We start from the raw sequence: 17,584 nt of genomic DNA on the forward strand, positions 1-17,584 counted from the left end.
ATTGCAGGCCACGAACTCCCAGCTGACGATGGCTCAGAGGTGGCTCGCATGAACGTCGGCATCCTCTACTCGCGCATCCGCAAGGACGAGAAACTCCTGCTCGCGGAACTGCGCGACCGCGGTCACGACGTGACGAAAATCGACGTCCGCAAGGTGCAGTTTGGCCTCGACGAGGCCCCCGCCATCTTCGACGACGTGGACATCGTGCTCGACCGCTGTCTCGCGACCAGCCGGAGCAAGTACGCGACCCAGTACGTCGCCGCCTACGGCATTCCGGTCGTGAACAGCCCGGAGACCGCCGAGGTCTGTGCGGACAAGGCGAAAAACAGCCTCGCACTCGCACAGGCGGGCGTGCCGACGCCCGCGACGGACGTGGCGTTCACCAAGGAGGCCGCGATGGCGTCCATCGAGCAGTTCGGTTACCCGTGCGTCCTCAAACCCGTCGTTGGGTCGTGGGGCCGTCTGATGGCCAAAATCGACTCGCGGGACGCCGCCGAAGCTATCTTAGAACACAAGGCGACGCTCGGGCACTACGAGCACAAGGTGTTCTACATCCAGGAGTTCGTGGACAAACCGGGTCGCGACATCCGCGTGCTCGCGACCGATGGCGAACCCGTCGCCGCGATGGTCCGCAGTTCAGAGCACTGGCTGACCAACGCCGCGAAAGGGGCGAAGACGGAATCGTTCGAACTCGACGACGAGGCCAAAGAACTCGTGAAGAAGGCCAGCGACGCCGTCGGCGGCGGACTACTCGGTATCGACCTCATGGAAACGGGAGCCGGATACACGGTCCACGAGGTCAACCACACCGTCGAATTCAAGGCACTTACTGACGCCACCGACGTGGACGTGCCCGCGGCCGTCGTCGATTGGCTCGAATCCAAAGTGAAGGTCGAGGTTCCCGCCTGATGAGCGAGCACCTCTCTGCCGCCGTCGTCGGCGGCTCCGGCTTCACCGGCGGCGAACTCCTGCGCCTGCTCACCGGCCACCCCGACTTCGAGGTGGCCCAGGCCACGAGTCGCGAGTACGCAAACAAGTCCGTCGGCTCCGTCCACCCGAACCTCCGGGGGACGGACCTCCGCTTTACGCAACCTGACGACCTGGAGAGCGTGGACATCCTGTTCGCCGCGACGCCCCACGGCGTCTCGATGCAGCACATCGACGGCTTCCAGGAGGCCGCGGACACCGTCGTGGACCTGAGCGCGGACTTCCGCCTCCAGACCACGGAACAGTACGACCAGTGGTACGACGGCCACGAACGTCCCGAGTTGCTCGAAAAGTCGGTGTACGCGCTGCCGGAACTCCACCGCGCGGACCTCCCCGGCGCGGACCTGATTGCCGCTGGTGGCTGCAACGCTACGGCGACGATTATGGGGCTCTACCCGCTGTTCGAGGCGGGCATCCTCAGCGGCGACGAGCAGGTCGTCGTCGACGTGAAAGTCGGGTCCTCTGAGGGTGGTGCGAGCGGTGGGAAAGCCTCCTCGCACGCAGAACGCTCGGGCATCGTCCGCCCCTACGCGCCCATCACGCACCGCCACGAAGCCGAAATCGAGCAGGAACTCGGCCTGCGCGTCTCCTTTACCGTCCACGCCGTGGACATGATTCGCGGCGCGGCGGCCACCTGTCACGTCTTCCCGAACGAACCCGTCTCGAAGGGTGACCTCTGGAAGGCCTATCGTGGAAGCTACGAGGACGAACCGTTCGTCCGCATGGCTTCCGGCGGCGGTGGCGTCTATCGCTACCCCGAACCCAAGGCGGTGGCCGGGACGAACTTCGCCGAAGTCGGCTTCGAACTCGACGCCCGCAACAAGCGCCTCGTCGTGTTCTCGGCCATCGACAACATGATGAAAGGCTCCGCCGGGCAGGCGATTCACGCGGCCAACATCGCCCTCGGCTTAGAAGAGACCGCAGGCTTAGACTTCCTCGGCCTGCACCCCGTGGGGGCCCCGTAGATGACGACGGTCGTTAAGATAGGCGGCGCACGTGCCGTCAACCCCGAGGGCGCAGTTGCAGACATCGCGTCTCTCGTCGAGGGAGGCGAACAGGTCGTCGTCGTCCACGGCGGCTCTACCGCCGTCGACGACACCTTAGAACGCCTCGGCGAGCAACCCGAGTACGTCGAGACCCCCGGTGGCGTCGTCGGGCGCTTTACCGACGAGACCACCATCGAGGTGTTCAAGATGGTCATGCCCGGCCTGCTAAACACCGACCTCACGACGCTCTTGCAGAACGCAGGCGTCAACGCAGTCGGCCTCTCCGGCGTGGACGGAAAACTGCTTTCCGGCCCCCGGAAGTCGGCCGTCCGCGTGCTCGAAGACGGCAAGAAGAAGATTCGCCGCGGCGACCACTCGGGGAAGATTACCGACGTGAACGCCGACCTGCTCGAAACGCTGCTCGCGGGCGGCTACACGCCCGTCGCGACGGTTCCCATGCTCGCAGACGACGGAGTTCCCGTCAACGCAGACGCAGACCGGGCGGCGGCCGCCATCGCGGGCGCACTCGGTGCGACGCTCGTCGTCCTCACGGACGTGCCGGGCGTTCTCGCCGACCCGGACGACGCATCGACACTCATCTCGCGGGCGACGACGCCCGAGGAGTTCGCCACCATCGAAGACGCCGCGGAAGGGTTCATGACGAAGAAGGTCATGGCCGCGACCGAGGCGCTCTCCGGCGGGGCGGCCGAAGTCGTCGTCGCAGACGCGAACGCAGAGGCACCCCTCACCGCCGCGGTCAACGGCGGTGGGACCCACATCACTCCCGGCGCACTCCAGTCATGAGCGGCTTCGTCTTTTCAGAAAAACCGATTCGTATCGACTCCGGCAGCGGCGTCACTCTCACCGACGAGGGCGGCACCGAGTACCTCGATTTCGGTGCAAGCTACGCCTGTACCCCGCTCGGACACAGCCACCCGGCGGTCACGGAAGCCGTCTCCGCCCAAGCCGAGCAACTGACCTACGTGCAGGCGTCCTACCCGGTTTCCGCCCGCGACGACCTGTACGACCGGCTCGCGGACCTCGCTCCCGGCGACATCTCGAACGTCTGGCTCTGTAACTCCGGAACGGAGGCGAACGAGGCGGCCATCAAGTTCGCTCGCAGCGCCACCGACAGCACGAAAATCGTCGCGACGACGCGCAGTTTCCACGGCCGCACCGCCGGCGCACTGTCCGCGACGTGGAAGAAGAAGTACAAAGCGCCCTTCGAACCGCTCATGGACGGCGTGGAGTTCGTCCCCTACGGCGACGAAGCAGCGCTCGCCGAGGCGGTGGACAACGAGACGGCGGCCGTACTCCTCGAACCGATTCAGGGGGAGGGTGGCATCAATCCCGCACCCGAAGGCTACCTCCAGGCGGCCCGTGAAGTTACCGAGGAGACGGGTGCGGCGCTCGTCTTCGACGAGATTCAGACCGGCCTCGGCCGGACGGGGACGCTCTGGGCCTGCGAGCAGGCGGGCGTCGTCCCGGACATCCTGACCAGCGCGAAGGGGCTCGCAAACGGCCTCCCCATTGGCGCGACGCTCGTCGCCGACTGGATTGCCGAGGACGCCGGACCACACGGTTCGACGTTCAGCGGCGGCCCGGTCATCTGCGCGGCGGCGAACGCCACGCTCTCGACGCTCGTCGACGAGGAGATACCAGCCCACGCCGCCGAAATGGGCGACTACCTCACGAGCCAACTGGAGGCGAAAGTCGGCGACGAGGTCCGCGACATCCGCGGCGAAGGCCTGATGGTCGGCGTCGAAGTCAAACGCGGGGCGAACCGGATGCTCCGCGACTTCGCCCTCGACCACCAGATTCTCGCGCTGCCCGCCGGACGGACCGTCGTCCGGTTCCTGCCGCCGCTCGTCATCGACGAGTCGCACGCAGACACGGTTGTAGACGCCCTCGCCGAGATACTGAAATGACCGACCCACAGACCCTCCTCGCGGACCTCGTCTCGATTCCCTCGGTGAGTGGCGACGAGGCCGCAGCCGCAGAGCGCCTCGCTGCCTACTTCGAAGAACACGACCGCGAGGTCTGGATTGACGAGGTTGGCAACGTCCGCGCGCCGGGCGACGACAGCGTTCTGCTCACCTCGCACATCGACACCGTGCCCGGCGAGATACCCGTGGAAATTGCGCCCGCAGAAGACGGCTCCGGAGACGCCCTCTGGGGCCGCGGCAGCGTGGACGCGACCGGTCCGCTCGCCGCGATGGCGGCTGCCGCCGTTTCGACCGGCGCGAGTTTCGTCGGCGTGGTGCGCGAAGAGACCGACTCCCTCGGCGCGCGCCACCTCGTCGAGACCCGCGAGTCGGTTCCCGACGCGGTGGTGAACGGCGAACCGAGCGGCTCGAACGGCATCACGCTCGGCTACCGCGGGTTCCTGCCCGGGACGTACATCGCGACGAGCGAGTCCGGGCACACCTCCCGGCCCGAGAACAACGCACTCCAGGACGCCATCGCGTGGTGGAGCGCGGTGGCCGAGGAGTTCGCCGTCCCCGAAGACACGCCCGTCTTCGAGCAAGTGACGGCGAAACCAACCGCCTTCCACGGCGGGACGACCGAAGACGGCCTCGCGGTGGAAGCGACCGCCACCATCCAGTTTCGCATCCCGCCGAGTCTCACCGCGGACGACATCCGCGAGATTGCGGAGTCGCACCTCCACACGGGAACCATCACCTGGCGTCGCCACATCCCGCCCGTGATGATGAGTCCCCGGACGCCAATCGCCCGGGCGTTTCGGGTGGCGATTCGCAAAGAAAGCATGAAACCGCGCTTGCTCCGGAAGACCGGCACGAGCGACATGAACATCTTCGCCGGCGAGTGGGACTGCCCGATGGTGACCTACGGACCCGGGAACTCTGACCTGGACCACGCGCCGAACGAACACCTCCCCCTCGCGGAGTTCGACCGCGCCGTGTCGGTGCTCGAATCCGTCTGTGAGAACTTGCAATCATGACCCGTCACTTCCTCGATATCGACGACCTCTCGACCGACGAACTGTCCGACGTGCTCGACACGGCGACCGAACTGAAAGCCGCCGTCGAAGCCGGCGAGCAACACGAGTGGCTCTCGAACCAGACGCTCGGGATGCTGTTCGAGAAGCCGAGCACGCGAACGCGAATCTCTTTCGAGACGGGGATGACCCAGTTGGGCGGACACGCCATCTTCCTCGGTCCCGACGACATCCAGTTGAGCCGCGGCGAACCGCTCAAGGACACCTCACGAGCGGTCTCGCGGTACGTCGATTTCCTCATGGCGCGCGTGTTCGACCACGCCGACCTCGTGGAACTCGCGACGTATTCGGACGTGCCCGTGGTGAACGGCCTCACCGACGACGCCCACCCCTGCCAGACGCTCGCCGACCTGCTCACCATCAAAGAGCAGTTCGGTGGCTTCGACGACGTGTCGGTCGCATGGGTCGGCGACGGGAACAACGTCGCCCAGTCGTTCGTCCTCGGCGCGGCGATGGTCGGCCTCGACGTGACGGTGGCGACGCCCGAAGATTACGAACTCGACGAGGCCGTCGTCGGCACGGCGGCCGGCCTCGGGCAAGCCCCCGACATCACGACCGATCCGCAGGAGGCAGTTGCGGGCGCGGACGTGGTCTACACCGACGTCTGGGTCAGCATGGGCCAGGAGAACCAGCGGGCGATGAAGTTGGAGGCGTTCGACGGCTTCCAGTTGAACGAGACGCTGCTCGACGACGAGACGCTCGTCATGCACTGCCTGCCCGCCCACCGCGGCGAGGAGATTACCGACGCCGTGATGGAATCCGAGCGCTCCATCGTCTGGCAGCAGGCCGAAAATCGCATGCACGCCCAGAAGGCGCTGCTCACCTTCCTCGCCGACGCCGAGTGACTGATAACGGTTGCTCGCGTCGTCTCCGCCAATGGCGTCACCCCTCGTCGTCGATGCAGGCGAACTGACCGCAGACGAGATTCTCACCGCAATCCGCGACGGCCAGCGCGTCGTGGTCAAAACGTCGATGCTCGGCACGCCGAAGCAAGTCACCCTCCGGTACGACGGCGACGTCTTCTACTGCGATACGCCGACCCGACTGCACAAACACACGACCGAAGAGGAGATGCGAACGTGCATCCTCAAAAACGGCTACACCCGCGACGCGGCGGAAGCCGACGAATCGGGGTAAGCCACCGGTAACGCCGGGTTTTATTCGCATCCCGGACATATTGCGGGCATGGTATCGGCCGATCCAGACCCCCAGCGATTTCGCGATTTGATGGTCGGCGGCGAGCCGGGCTTCGAGGGCGTCATGACCTGCGTCTTCGACATCCAGACCCACGAGAGCCGCACCTATCTCATGTTGCTCGACAATCCCGGCAGCACCGTCGCCGAACTGGCAGAGCAGATGGAGCGCGACCGGAGTAACGTCAATCGCTCGCTCGCCACGCTACTGGAAAAAGGCCTCGCAAACCGCGAGCGCCGCCTGCTCGACGGTGGTGGCCACGTCTATCAGTACACGGCAACCGACCTCCCCGAAGCCCGTGAACTCATGCACGAGACACTCGATGAGTGGGCCGCCTACGTCCACAGTCGCATCGACGAGTTCGGCGAGGAGAAAGAGGGGTAATTCGGCGCCCGATTCTTACACCAATCGCCTCCTTTTTGCATCCACACTGCTTTGGCGCGAACAATGACGAATCTCCAGCTGGAACCAGAACCCGAGGTTCCCGACGTCGCCGACGACGGCGTCTGGCTCGCGTGTATCGAGTGCGGTGAGGCCCACGCACCCTTCGACGACATCCTCTACACCTGTCCCGAGTGCGACGGCCTGCTCGAAGCCCGCTACGACGAGTACCCGACGTTCGACGACTTCTCGGGCCGAGGAGTCTGGCGCTACAGCGCGACCATGCCCGTCGAGATGGGCGTCACGCTGCAAGAGGGCGACACGCCGCTCTACCCGGTTCCTGAAATCGAGGACGAAGTCGGCGTTTCGTACCTCCGCATCAAGCACGAGGGCATGAACCCGACGGGCAGTTTCAAGGACCGCGGCATGACCGTGGGCGTGCAGGTCGCCCGCGTCCTCGGCGTGGACCGCCTCGCGTGTGCGAGCACGGGGAACACGTCTGCGGCACTCGCCGCCTACGGAACCCGCGCCGGACTCGAAACGCTCGTCTTGCTGCCAGCCGGCAAGGTCGCCGCGGGCAAGGTCGCACAGGCAAGCCTCCACGGGGCACGCATTTTGGAAGTCGATGGCAACTTCGACACCTGCCTCGACATCGTCTCGGACCTCGCAGACCGCGGCGAAGCCTACTTACTGAACTCGCTGAACCCGTTCCGCTTAGAGGGCCAGAAGACGATTGGTCTCGAAATTCTCGAATCCGTCCGCGACGAGACCGGAGAATTCCCCGACCGAATCGTCCTGCCCGTCGGCAACGCCGGGAACACGGCGGCGCTCTACAAGGCGTTCCGCGAACTCGTTGCCTCGGGCGAACTTCCGGAAGACGAAGTGCCGAAACTGACTGGCGTGCAGGCCGAGGGTGCAGCACCGATGGTCGAGGCCATCGAAAACGGCGCGGACGAGGTGACGCGCTGGGACGAAGTCGAGACGAAGGCGACGGCCATCCGCATCGGGAACCCGGTGAACGCGCCAAAGGCACTCCCCGGAATTCGCGCGACGGGCGGGACGGCCATCGCCGTTTCGGACGAGGAGATTACCGACGCTCAGCGCTCCCTTGCAGAGGAAGGCGTGGGCGTCGAACCCGCGAGTGCGGCCTCCGTCGCGGGCCTCCGAAAGCTTCGTGAGCAGGGCGTCATTTCTGCTGATGAGCGCGTGGTCTGTCTCACGACGGGCCACCTGCTCAAGGACCCCGACGCGGCGGCGGCCGCGGGCCGCGACCCCGAGCCAGTGCCGGGCACGACCGAGGGCGTTCTCTCGCATCTCTCGGAGTAAACCGAGAGACGGCGGCGGTTCGTGAGACGTGCGTGTGCTCCGCGTCTCACGTCCGTCTGACTCACATTCATGTGGGAGTGTGACATAGTGTGTAATCCCCGAATCATGTCACAGCGAAGTCGGCTCGATAGTCCGCGTGGGGTGGACGACGACCTCTCTCCCAACAAACGCGCAATGTACCAGACGAGAATCGCCGCGCTGAAATCAGAAATCAAGAGCCTCGAAGCAGAGCTCAAGGCCGCAGAACAGCGTACTGAGGCCATCGTCGACCAGTACGAGCAGATTCTCGAAGCACGCACGAGTGCCCCTCGTGAGGCAGACACGGATGCAGACCCAGATTCCCACCAGACAGCGCAGACCGCGAAAGAACGCGTCCAACAGTTCCTGACTCGGTAGCCCCCACTGTAAGCGACTCCCACCTCGGTTCGGGGCCGTTCTCACCCCCCCTTCCTCCAATACTCGTCCGCCAGAGAGCGCTCAGTCGTCGAGCGTAATCGTCCGAATCTCGATGATGCGCTCGTCGTTCTCGATGGTTTCCTTGCTTTCGGCCGTGAGTTCGTCGTCTAAGTTGTAGACCGAAAGCGCCTCTCCGCCGATGGTTTCGCGGGCGTTGAACATCCCCGCGATGTTGATGCCGGCGTCGCCGAGGACCGTCCCGATGAACCCGATGACACCCGGCGCGTCGTAGTTGCGGGCGACGAGCATCTGGCCGTGCGGGATGGCGTCCACGCGGTAGCCGTCGATGCGGACGATGCGCGGGTCGTTACCCGCAAAGAGCGTTCCGGAAACGGCGAGTTCGTCGCCGTCTTCGTTCCCGACGGTGACCGTGATGAGACTCTGGAAGTCCTCAGACTGGTGAGACTTCGACTCGACTACGTCGATGCCGCGCTCGTCTGCGATACGCGGGGCGTTTACGGCGTTGACCTGCCATTCGAGCGGTTCGAACACACCCTTGAGCGCGCTCGCCGTCACGAGGTCGATGTCCTCTGCGGCGATGTCCCCAGCGTAGGTGACCTCGACCTTCCCGATACGGTCGCCGTAGAGCTGGGCTGCGACCTTGCCCGCCGTCTCCGCGAGGTCGATGTACGGCTTGACCCGCGGGAAGGCACTCTCGTCCATCGACGGCGCGTTGAGCGCGTTCATGACCGGTTCTTCTGCGAAGGCGGCGAGAATCTGGTCTGCGATGCTCGTCGAGACGCTCTCCTGGGCGGCTTCCGTGCTCGCACCGAGATGTGGCGTGACGACGACGTTATCGACCGAGAGCAGCGGGTTGTCCGGCGAGATTGGCTCGTCCGCAAACACGTCGAGGGCCGCGCCCTTGAGCACGCCGTCGGCGCAGGCCGCTGCGAGCGCCTCCTCGTCTACGATGCCGCCGCGGGCGCAGTTGACGACGTAGCCGCCTTCTAACTGGGCGAGTTCTGCTTCGCCGATGAGGTTCGCCGTCTCGGGCGTGAGCGGCGTGTGAATCGTGAGGAAATCCGCCTTCGAAAGACAATCAGAGAGGTCCACGAGTTCCGCGCCAATCTGGGCGGCGCGGTCCTCGGAGATGTAGGGGTCGTAGGCGACGAGGTCCATGCCGAGCGCCCCGAGGCGCTTTGCGACTTCCTGGCCGACCCGCCCGAGGCCGAGGATGCCGAGGGTCTTGCCGTTGAGTTCCGTCCCGAGGTAGTCGCCCTTGGCCCACTCGCCCGCTTTCAGGCGGATGTGTGCCTGCGGGATGTTCCGGGCAGCGGCGAAGGCCATCGCGACGGTGTGCTCTGCAGCGGCTCGCACGTTCCCTTCGGGTGCGTTCGCGACGATGACGCCGTGTTCGGTGGCGGCGTCGATGTCGATGTTGTCCACGCCGATGCCGGCTCGCCCGACGATGATGAGGTCGGTTGCAGCCTCGAACACGGCGGCAGAAACGTCAGTTCCAGACCGGACGACGAGTGCGTGTGCGTCAGAAACAGCGTCGAGGAGTGCATCACCTTCGACGTCGTAAGCCGTCTCTACATCGTGGCCCGCTTCACGGAGTTGCTGAAGCCCTGCCTCAGCGATGGGGTCCGTGACGAGTACGTTCATGTCTCGGCAGAACGGGGCGTGAAGGTTAACGCTTTCTCCACTCGCTACAAATGCCGCCTTCTCCCGGTAGTAGCACGACGCTCTGTGCATCGTGACCTTTTATATGACTGACTCGAAGGACAACATGACGTGAGGGATTCTGAGCGCGGCGACGGTGCTGATTCACGCACGTCTGAGTCCCTACTCCGTGCCGACGCCGTCACCGAGGGAACGAACGTTCTCATCGCAGGCCCAGCGATGACCGAAAAGCGCCGTCTCGCGCTCTCGCTCGTCGGCGGCGCAGACGACAACGGCGCACTGTTCATCACCACGAGCAAGAACGCGACCCAAATTCGCCGCGAGTTCGAAGCGGTCACGGGCGGGTCTGGCGATGCCCTCCGCGTCGTCGACTGTGTGGGCGGCGACCAGCAGTTCGGCCGGGAGAGCGACGACAGGCGGACGAGTTACGTCTCGTCTGCGGCGGACATGACCGGCATCGGCATCGCGGCGACCGGCATGATGCAACAACTGTACCGCGACGACTCGGTAGAAGACGTGCGCGTCGGCCTGAGTTCGCTTTCGACGATTCTCATGTTCGCGGACCTGAAACGGCTGTACCAGTTCACGCACGTGCTCACCGGCCGCATCGAGAGCGTCGGCTTTCGCGGGGTGTTCACGCTCGATTCGACGGCCGCGGACGAAGAGACCCTCAACATTCTCAAGCAACTGTTCGACGTGTACGTAGAGACCAGAGACACCGACGACGGCCTCGAACTCCGCGTGCGCGGCGACGACATCGGCCCCCGTGAGTGGACGCCGTACTAATTTCGAACGAGCAATTCCTGCCCGGTTGACGAAGTCATTCTCGCTAACGTCTGCCGAAGACGGAACGCTCAAGTCCCATCGCCCGGCGGATTGCGTATGGAACTGGTCGCATTCGACTTCGACGGGACGCTCTCCGATTCGGAGATGACGGTCCTGCTCGGAGACCGCTGTGGCGTCGCCGCCGAGATGGCGGACATCACGGAACGGGCGATGAACAACGAACTCAGCTACGCTGAGAGCCTTCGCTCGCGGGCAGAACTGCTCGCCGGCCTCGCAGACGAAGAAGCGCAGACGGCCTTCGACGCGGTTCGCCTGCGTCCTGGCGCGGCCGACCTCATCCGCAAACTCCGCGAGGCGGGCGTCCACGTCGCCATCCTCACCGGCGGATTCGAACGCGGCGTCGAGGCGGCGCTCGCCCGTGAAGGCGTCTCCGTCGATACCATCGTCGCGAACCGCCTGCTCGTCGAAGACGGTGAATTGACGGGGGAAGTCGAAGGGCCGCTCATCGAGGGCACGAAAGACACGGCGCTCGAAAACCTGACCACAGACCTCGGCATCGACCTCCGAGACACCGTGGCCGTCGGCGACGGCGCGAACGACCTGCCGATGCTCAAAGTCGCGGGCCTCGCGGTTGGCTACCTGCCGAAACCGGCGGTCAGGCCGCACTGTCAAATCGTCGTCGCGCGGATGGACCGCCTCGAAAAAGTGCTTACAGAAGACGGCGTCCTCTAGTTCGAGGCTGCGTCTATCGCCTGGTCTAGGTCCGCGAGGATGTCCGCTGGGTCTTCGAGACCCACGGAGAGGCGGACGAGGTCCGGCCTGACGCCGCTCGATTCCTTTTCCTCCTCGGTGAGTTGCTGGTGGGTCGTACTCGCCGGGTGGATAATGAGCGTCTTCGCGTCGCCGACGTTCGCGAGCAGACTCGCGAGTTGCGTCGATTCGGTCATCTTCTTGGCCGTCTCGTAGCCGCCTTCGAGGCCGAAGGTGAGCATGCCGCCGTAACCGCCGTCTAAATACTTCGTCGCGTTGTCGTGGGTCTCGTGACTTTCGAGACCGGGGTAGGTCACCCACGCCACGTCCGGGTGGTCGTCTAAGTACTCGGCGACGATCTGGGCGTTCTCGCAGTGGCGCTCCATGCGCAGTGGCAGCGTCTCCAGTTTCTGGAGCGTGGTCCACGCGTCGAACGGCGACTGTGGGTTACCGAGGTCGCGTAGGCCGCGGGCGAGCGCCGTCACGGTGAACGCCGCCTCGCCGAAGCGTTCGCGGAAGTTCACGCCGTGGTAGGCGGGGTTGTCTTCGGTGATTTCTGGGTAGTCGCCGTCCTCCCACGGGAAGGTTCCCGAGTCGATGAGTGCGCCGCCAACCGTCGTCCCCGCGCCGGTAATCCACTTGGTCGTGGAGTGCCAGATGAGGTCTGCGCCGTGGTCGAACGGGTTGCACAGATACGGCGTCGCGAACGTGTTGTCCACGAACAGCGGCACGTTGTTCTCGTGCGCGATATCGGCAAGACGCTCGAAGTCCGGCGTCACGAGCGCGGGGTTGCCGATGGTCTCGACGTGGACGTAGGCGGTATCCTCGTCGATGGCTTCCGCGTAGCCCTCGTAGTCGAGTGGGTCGACGAAGCGCGTGGTGACGCCACGGCGCGGCGCGGAGTGGCTGAGGTAGGTGTGGGTGCCGCCGTAGATGGCCGACGACGACACGACGTTCTTGCCCGCCTCCGCGAGGATGAAGTTCGCGAGGTCGAACGACGCCATGCCCGAGGAGGTGGCGAGTGCGCCGACGCCGCCTTCGAGTGCGGCGAGGCGTTCCTGCAGCATCGTCACGGTCGGGTTCATCAGCCGCGAGTAGATGTTGCCCTCCTCTTCGAGCGCGAAGAGGCGTGCTGCGTGGTCTGCGTCGTCGAAGACGTACGAGGTCGTCTGGTGAATCGGTGGTGCGCGTGCGCCCGTCGCCGGGTCGGGGTCCTGTCCCGCGTGCAGGCTCTGGGTCGCAAAGCGCGGCGAATGCTCGTCTGTCATTGTTCGTGCCCCAGTTATTTCTACAAGTAATATAAAAGTATGCAATATGCCGGGCAATAATTGCCCCGGGCTACGACAGACGATTGGATTGACAAGTTATACGAACCGTCCCGCCGATGAGAATGACTATGCTTCGGGCGATTTCGCGACGACTGGTCGGGTTCGTGAGCGACTACCCACTCAAAACGACTGGTGCCGTGGCGGCCCTCGTCGCTGGCGCAGTCGCCTACCGGTCGCTTACAGCAGTCGCGACTGCCGGCGGCACGAGCACGATGGGCCTCACGCCGACCCACCTCCTCGAATTCGCGAGCACCCACCCGGCCTACGTGCTCGCCCTCGTTGTCGGTCTCGGGTTCGTCGCGCTCGCGGAGTAGTCAGTTCCCGAAGAGACTCGTGTGGACGGGCGCAAACTGGCGGTCTGATTTGTCCGTGACGGTGTCGGTCACGGCCCGCCCACCGACGCCCGCTTCGAGGAAGTCGGCGAGTGGCGGGCCGACCTTCTCGGGTTCGACAAGGAACGCGTCGTGGCCGTGGTCGGACGTGATTTTGTGGTGGGCCGTCGGCGTGTCGTTCTGTCTGAACGCGACTGCGAGGTCCTCCGCTTGCTCGGTGGTGAAGTGCCAGTCACCGGTAAACGAGAGGAGGAGCGCCTCGCCGGTGAACGCGCCGAGCGCGTCCGCATCGGACTCGTAGCCCGCAGACAGGTCGTAGTTGTCCATCGCCCGCGTCAGGTAGAGATAGCTGTTGGCGTCGAAGCGTTCGACGAACTTCTCGGCCTGATAGTCGAGGTAGGATTCGACGTCGCGGTAGGGGAAGAACGCGGCCGCCGGGTCCACTGGGAACGAGTCGCGAGCGGCGTCTCTGCCGGCCGACCGGCGACCGAACTTGCGCTCCATCGAGTGCTTCGAGAGGTACATCGTGTGCCCAATCTGACGGGCGAGCGCGAGGCCGTCTTTCGGCGCGGGGCCGTCGTAGTAGTCCCCGCCGTTCCAGTTCGCGTCGGTCGTAATCGCTCGCCGCGCGATGGCATCGAGGGCGAGACACTGGGAGTCGAGCCGGGCGGCGGTGGCGACGGCCACGACGAGGTCCACCTGGTCGGGATGGCGCTTGGCCCAGTCGAGGGCGTTCATGCCGCCGACGCTCCCGCCGACGACGGCGTGTAGATTCGGGACGCCGAGGTGGTCGAGCAGTTCGCGCTGGGCACGGGTCCAGTCGCCGACGGTCACCGGCGGGAAGTCGGTCCCCCACGGGTCGCCCTCGGGACCTTCGCTCGCCGGGCCGGTCGAGCCGTAACACGACCCCGGAACGTTCGCGCAGACGACGTAATATTCGGTGGTGTCGATAGCCTTGCCGGGGCCGACGATGTCGTCCCACCACGCCGTCGCCTGGCCGCCGTGGCTCCCCCGGCGGAGGCCCGAGACGTGAGCACTCCCAGTGAGAGCGTGACAGACCAGTACCGCGTTTTCGCCCGTGAACTCGCCGTAGGTCTCGTAGGCGAGCTCGAGATTCGGAATCGACTCGCCACACTCGAATTCGAACGCGCCGAGTTCGGCGACGTCGTGGGTGTTCATGGCAGTGCCTCGGCTAAATCTGCGATGATGTCGTCCACGTCCTCGATGCCGACCGAGAGCCGAATCAGGTCCGGCAGGACGCCGCTTTCTAACTGTTCTTCCTCCGTGAGCTGGGCGTGGGTCGTGCTCGCCGGGTGGATGAGCAGCGTCTTCGCGTCGCCGACGTTCGCGAGGAAACTCGCGAGATCGGTGCGCTCACAGACGCCCTTGGCCGCGTCGTAGCCGCCTTTCGGGCCGAAGGCAATCATGCCGCCGTAGCCTCCCGAAAGGTACTTCGAGGCGTTGTCGTGGGTCTCGTGGTCGGGGAGTCCGGGATACGTCACCCACTCGACGCCGGGGTGGTCTGCGAGGAACTCGGCGACCGCCTGGGCGTTCTCGCAGTGGCGCTCCATCCGAAGGGGGAGGGTTTCGATGCCCTGGAGCGTGACCCACGCGTTAAACGGTGACTGCCCGCTTCCCGTGCTCCTGACGGCGCGGTGGCGGGCCGTCTCCACGAGTGCCCGGTCGCCAAAGCGCTCCGCGAAGTTCGTCCCGTGGAAGGCCGGATTCGGCTGGCCCACTTCAGGATAGTCGTGCCAATCGAACTCGCCGCCGGCGATGAGTGCGCCGCCAACCGTCGTTCCCGACCCGTGAAGCCACTTGGTCGTCGAGTGCCAGATGAGGTCTGCGCCGTGGTCGAACGGGTTGCACAGATACGGCGTCGCGAACGTGTTGTCGACGAAGAGCGGTGCGCCGCGTTCGTGCGCAATCTCCGCGATGCGTGCTAAATCGGGCGTCACGAGCGCCGGGTTCGAGATGCTCTCGACGTGGACGTAGGCGGTGTCCTCGTCGATTGCCTCGGCGTAGGCGTCGTAATCGAGCGTCGGAACGAACCGCGGTTCGATGCCTCGATTCCCCGCCGTGTTCGAGAAGTACGAATGAGTACCGCCGTAGATGGAAGCCGCGGAGACGATGTTGTCGCCGGGGCGGGCGAGCGTCGTGGTGGCGGCGTCGAGGGCGGCCATCCCCGCCGACGTGGCGAGTGCCGCGCTCCCGCCTTCGAGCGAGGCGAGACGGGCTTCGAGCATGGCCGTCGTGGGGTTCGAAAAGCGCGAGTAGATGTTACCGTCGTCTTCGAGCGAGAACCGGGCGGCGGCCGTCGCCGCGTCCGGGAAGACGTACGATGTCGTCTGGTAGATGGGCGGGGCACGCGCCCCTGTCGCAGGGTCCGGCTCCTGGCCCGCGTGCAGACAGCGCGTGGCAAAGCCCGGCCGCTCTGAGTCAGTCATGTGTCTGACTCATATTTCTCTACGTTTCTATAACTGCCAGTATAGGCAATACCTGCTGGGTGCGGATTCGGAGGTGTAAAAGGTGGGTCAGCGCACGAATTCGGAAGCTGCGAGCAGACGATGGTGCGCTGGGAACGCACTTCTGAAATCGGGTAGACGACTTCCTCCGCGGGGAGTTCTTCTTGCTCACTGAGTTTCGAGAGAGTTACAGAGCAACTAACGCGCCTGATAGTCACTCTATTGAGAATGTCCGGAGTGCGTCTTTTGGCGGTGAATGGCTCATTATTCGCCAAGCACAGAGGTTTAGCCCGTACAGGTGCTTCCTACTCGTATGGTCGGGTCCGACCGATTTCGCCTCGCGCTCGTGGTATTCGTCGTCCTGTTCGCCCAGGTCCTCCTGTACCCTGGCGTCCCGGACCTGCTCGCCGCGCTCGGCGCGACTACCAGCCTCGACGCTGGGATGTGGTTTCTCACCGCCGAGTTCCTCGGCTTCGTGCTGTTCGCCGGCCTCTGGGGCACGCTGAGCGACGCCACCGGCCGCAGAGCCCCCTACATCGCGCTCGGCGCACTCGGCGGAGCCGTCGGCTACGCCCTGCTCGCGTCGCTTCCGGTCGTGGGCGTCTCCGCCTTCGGCGCGGTGCTCGTCCTCCGATTCCTCCAGGGAGCCGTCACCATCGCCGCCTTCTCGCTCGCGATGACAATGCTCATGGACTTAGACGGCGGTCACGGCAAGAACATGGGTGCTGCGGGCATCGCCATCGGCCTCGGCACCGCACTCGGCGCACCGCTCGGCGGCCGGCTCACGACAATTGACCCGCTCGCGCCGCTCTATCTGGCGAGCGGCCTCCTCACCGTGGTCGCCTTCCTCACGATATTCGTCACCGACCGCGCCCCGAAGAATCACGACGGCCTCGCCGCGGCTCTCGCCGGTCTCCGCGCGAAACCCGTCCTCCTCCTGCCCTACGCCTTCGGCTTCATCGACCGCCTGACGGCGGGCTTTTTCGCCCTCGTCGGGACGTTCTACTTCCGGACGGCCTTCGGCCTCGACGCCGCCCAGACCGGTCTCATCCTCGCGCTGTTTTTCGTCCCGTTCGCCCTGCTCCAGTATCCCTTCGGCATCCTCTCTGACCGCATCGGCCGGGTCGGGCCGGTCGTCGTCGGGTCGGGCCTCTACGGCGTGGCCGTCATCGCCGTCGGCGTCGTTCCGACGCTGGACGCCGCCCGCGCTGGAATGGTCGTCGTCGGCATCCTCGGCGCGCTCATGGCCCCGGCGACGATGGCGCTCGTAAACGACCTCTCGCGGGACACCGAACGCGGCATCGCCATGGGCGGGTTCAACATCTTCGGGAGTATCGGCTTCCTCACCGGCATCGTGGTCGGCGGGGCCGTCGCGGACACCTACGGCTTCCTCGCCGCCTTCCTCGTCGCTGGTGGCCTCGAAATCGTCGTCGCACTGGTCGCGCTACCGGTGTTCGTGCGACTGAACCTGGAGAAAAAATCGCTGTTCGGCGCGGAACCCGACGCAGATTAGCCGACCGTGATGAGTTCGTAGCCCCCGGAGACGAGTTCGCCCACGTCCGGGCCGTGGTTTTCCCGTCCGCCGAGGAGTTCGACGCCCGCCACTTCGACGTCGTCGTAGACGCCGAAGGCGTTTGCACAGTAGCCACACGCACCAGCGATGAGGCCGCGCTCTCGTGCCTCGTCGTAGTACGTGTTCACCGGGTTGTCCGGCTTTTCATCGAGGACGGCGGGCCACTCGGTCGCCGCGCCGTCGAAGTAGACTTCTGCGGTGTACCCGGCGTCGTCTAAGTCCAGCGCGTACTCAATGCCGTTCGCTGCGGGTCCGATGCTCTTTTTGTCCGCGTTCAGGAGAATCGCGAATTTCTTGTCGGCCATTTGCGTCCGGGCCTGTGGACGGTCGAGAGGTAAGTGGCAGGCGGGTGGACGACGTGTTCGCACAACCAACCCA

General features: G+C 65.2%; 19 protein-coding genes. 14 read left to right on the top strand and 5 right to left on the bottom strand.

All coding sequences use genetic code 11. From position 1 onward, the window contains the following. The first annotated feature begins 48 nt into the window (after positions 1-48). The 10 genes from lysX to P1M51_RS14815 all read left to right on the top strand — a co-directional run bounded on the left by lysX (position 49) and on the right by P1M51_RS14815 (position 8,289). Entirely contained in the window at positions 49-909 is an 861-nt protein-coding gene (gene lysX / locus P1M51_RS14770; RefSeq protein ID WP_276245929.1) for a lysine biosynthesis protein LysX, read from the top strand. Next, a complete protein-coding gene (gene argC, locus P1M51_RS14775; RefSeq protein ID WP_276245930.1) occupies positions 909-1,952 on the top strand; it encodes an N-acetyl-gamma-glutamyl-phosphate reductase in 1,044 nt (347 codons plus the stop codon). The genes lysX and argC overlap by 1 nt, the downstream gene beginning before the upstream one ends. Continuing rightward, positions 1,953-2,777, top strand: coding sequence for an acetylglutamate/acetylaminoadipate kinase (locus P1M51_RS14780; RefSeq protein ID WP_276245931.1), 825 nt, complete (start codon positions 1,953-1,955; stop codon positions 2,775-2,777). Then, the gene (locus tag P1M51_RS14785; protein WP_276245932.1) at positions 2,774-3,901 is read left to right on the top strand and encodes an aspartate aminotransferase family protein; all 1,128 of its coding nucleotides are present in this window, start codon (positions 2,774-2,776) and stop codon (positions 3,899-3,901) included. The genes P1M51_RS14780 and P1M51_RS14785 overlap by 4 nt, the downstream gene beginning before the upstream one ends. Then, a complete protein-coding gene (locus P1M51_RS14790; protein WP_276245933.1) occupies positions 3,898-4,935 on the top strand; it encodes a [LysW]-lysine hydrolase in 1,038 nt (345 codons plus the stop codon). Before P1M51_RS14785 ends, P1M51_RS14790 begins: the two co-directional genes overlap by 4 nt. Beyond that, positions 4,932-5,837 (top strand): ornithine carbamoyltransferase, encoded by a 906-nt coding sequence (gene argF / locus P1M51_RS14795; RefSeq protein WP_276245934.1) that lies wholly within the window; start codon positions 4,932-4,934, stop codon positions 5,835-5,837. The genes P1M51_RS14790 and argF overlap by 4 nt, the downstream gene beginning before the upstream one ends. A 31-nt stretch (positions 5,838-5,868) precedes the next feature. After that, entirely contained in the window at positions 5,869-6,129 is a 261-nt protein-coding gene (locus P1M51_RS14800; protein ID WP_276245935.1) for a hypothetical protein, read from the top strand. 48 nt (positions 6,130-6,177) lie between these two features. Next, the gene (locus tag P1M51_RS14805) at positions 6,178-6,570 is read left to right on the top strand and encodes a helix-turn-helix domain-containing protein (RefSeq protein ID WP_276245936.1); all 393 of its coding nucleotides are present in this window, start codon (positions 6,178-6,180) and stop codon (positions 6,568-6,570) included. 63 nt (positions 6,571-6,633) lie between these two features. Then, on the top strand, positions 6,634-7,893 hold the full coding sequence (gene thrC / locus P1M51_RS14810; RefSeq protein ID WP_276245937.1) for a threonine synthase: 1,260 nt from the start codon (positions 6,634-6,636) through the stop codon (positions 7,891-7,893). Positions 7,894-7,998: 105 nt separating this feature from the next. Then, positions 7,999-8,289: a hypothetical protein gene (locus P1M51_RS14815; protein WP_276245938.1), complete on the top strand. Its 291-nt coding sequence runs from the start codon at positions 7,999-8,001 to the stop codon at positions 8,287-8,289. Between the two features lie 81 nt (positions 8,290-8,370). On the opposite strand, the gene serA is transcribed toward P1M51_RS14815, so the two are convergent. Then, complete coding sequence (gene serA / locus P1M51_RS14820) at positions 8,371-9,954, bottom strand: phosphoglycerate dehydrogenase (RefSeq protein WP_276245939.1); 1,584 nt, start codon at positions 9,952-9,954, stop codon at positions 8,371-8,373. Positions 9,955-10,083: 129 nt separating this feature from the next. On the opposite strand from serA, the gene P1M51_RS14825 reads away from it, so the two are divergent. Both P1M51_RS14825 and serB read left to right on the top strand, forming a co-directional pair. Next, positions 10,084-10,758: a recombinase RecA gene (locus P1M51_RS14825; protein ID WP_276274661.1), complete on the top strand. Its 675-nt coding sequence runs from the start codon at positions 10,084-10,086 to the stop codon at positions 10,756-10,758. 96 nt (positions 10,759-10,854) lie between these two features. Continuing rightward, a complete protein-coding gene (gene serB / locus P1M51_RS14830) occupies positions 10,855-11,490 on the top strand; it encodes a phosphoserine phosphatase SerB (RefSeq protein ID WP_276245941.1) in 636 nt (211 codons plus the stop codon). On the opposite strand, the gene P1M51_RS14835 is transcribed toward serB, so the two are convergent. Next, on the bottom strand, positions 11,487-12,776 hold the full coding sequence (locus P1M51_RS14835; RefSeq protein ID WP_276245942.1) for an O-acetylhomoserine aminocarboxypropyltransferase/cysteine synthase family protein: 1,290 nt from the start codon (positions 12,774-12,776) through the stop codon (positions 11,487-11,489). The genes serB and P1M51_RS14835 overlap by 4 nt on opposite strands. 128 nt (positions 12,777-12,904) lie before the next feature. Between P1M51_RS14835 and P1M51_RS14840 the strand changes: the two genes are divergently transcribed. After that, positions 12,905-13,150, top strand: a complete 246-nt coding sequence (locus tag P1M51_RS14840; protein ID WP_276245943.1) for a hypothetical protein — start codon at positions 12,905-12,907, stop codon at positions 13,148-13,150. On the opposite strand, the gene metX is transcribed toward P1M51_RS14840, so the two are convergent. After that, positions 13,151-14,347 (bottom strand): homoserine O-acetyltransferase, encoded by a 1,197-nt coding sequence (gene metX / locus P1M51_RS14845; RefSeq protein WP_276245944.1) that lies wholly within the window; start codon positions 14,345-14,347, stop codon positions 13,151-13,153. Next, positions 14,344-15,615, bottom strand: a complete 1,272-nt coding sequence (locus tag P1M51_RS14850; RefSeq protein ID WP_276245945.1) for an O-acetylhomoserine aminocarboxypropyltransferase/cysteine synthase family protein — start codon at positions 15,613-15,615, stop codon at positions 14,344-14,346. Before P1M51_RS14850 ends, metX begins: the two co-directional genes overlap by 4 nt. 331 nt (positions 15,616-15,946) lie before the next feature. Between P1M51_RS14850 and P1M51_RS14855 the strand changes: the two genes are divergently transcribed. Then, the gene (locus tag P1M51_RS14855) at positions 15,947-17,146 is read left to right on the top strand and encodes an MFS transporter (protein ID WP_276245946.1); all 1,200 of its coding nucleotides are present in this window, start codon (positions 15,947-15,949) and stop codon (positions 17,144-17,146) included. Here P1M51_RS14855 and P1M51_RS14860 read toward each other — a convergent pair. Next, positions 17,143-17,511 (bottom strand): hypothetical protein, encoded by a 369-nt coding sequence (locus P1M51_RS14860; protein WP_276274662.1) that lies wholly within the window; start codon positions 17,509-17,511, stop codon positions 17,143-17,145. The genes P1M51_RS14855 and P1M51_RS14860 overlap by 4 nt on opposite strands. Positions 17,512-17,584: the final 73 nt, after the last annotated feature.

It is taken from the genome of Haladaptatus sp. QDMS2, from assembly GCF_029338295.1.
In the GTDB taxonomy this organism is placed as follows: Archaea; Halobacteriota; Halobacteria; order Halobacteriales; family Halococcaceae; genus QDMS2.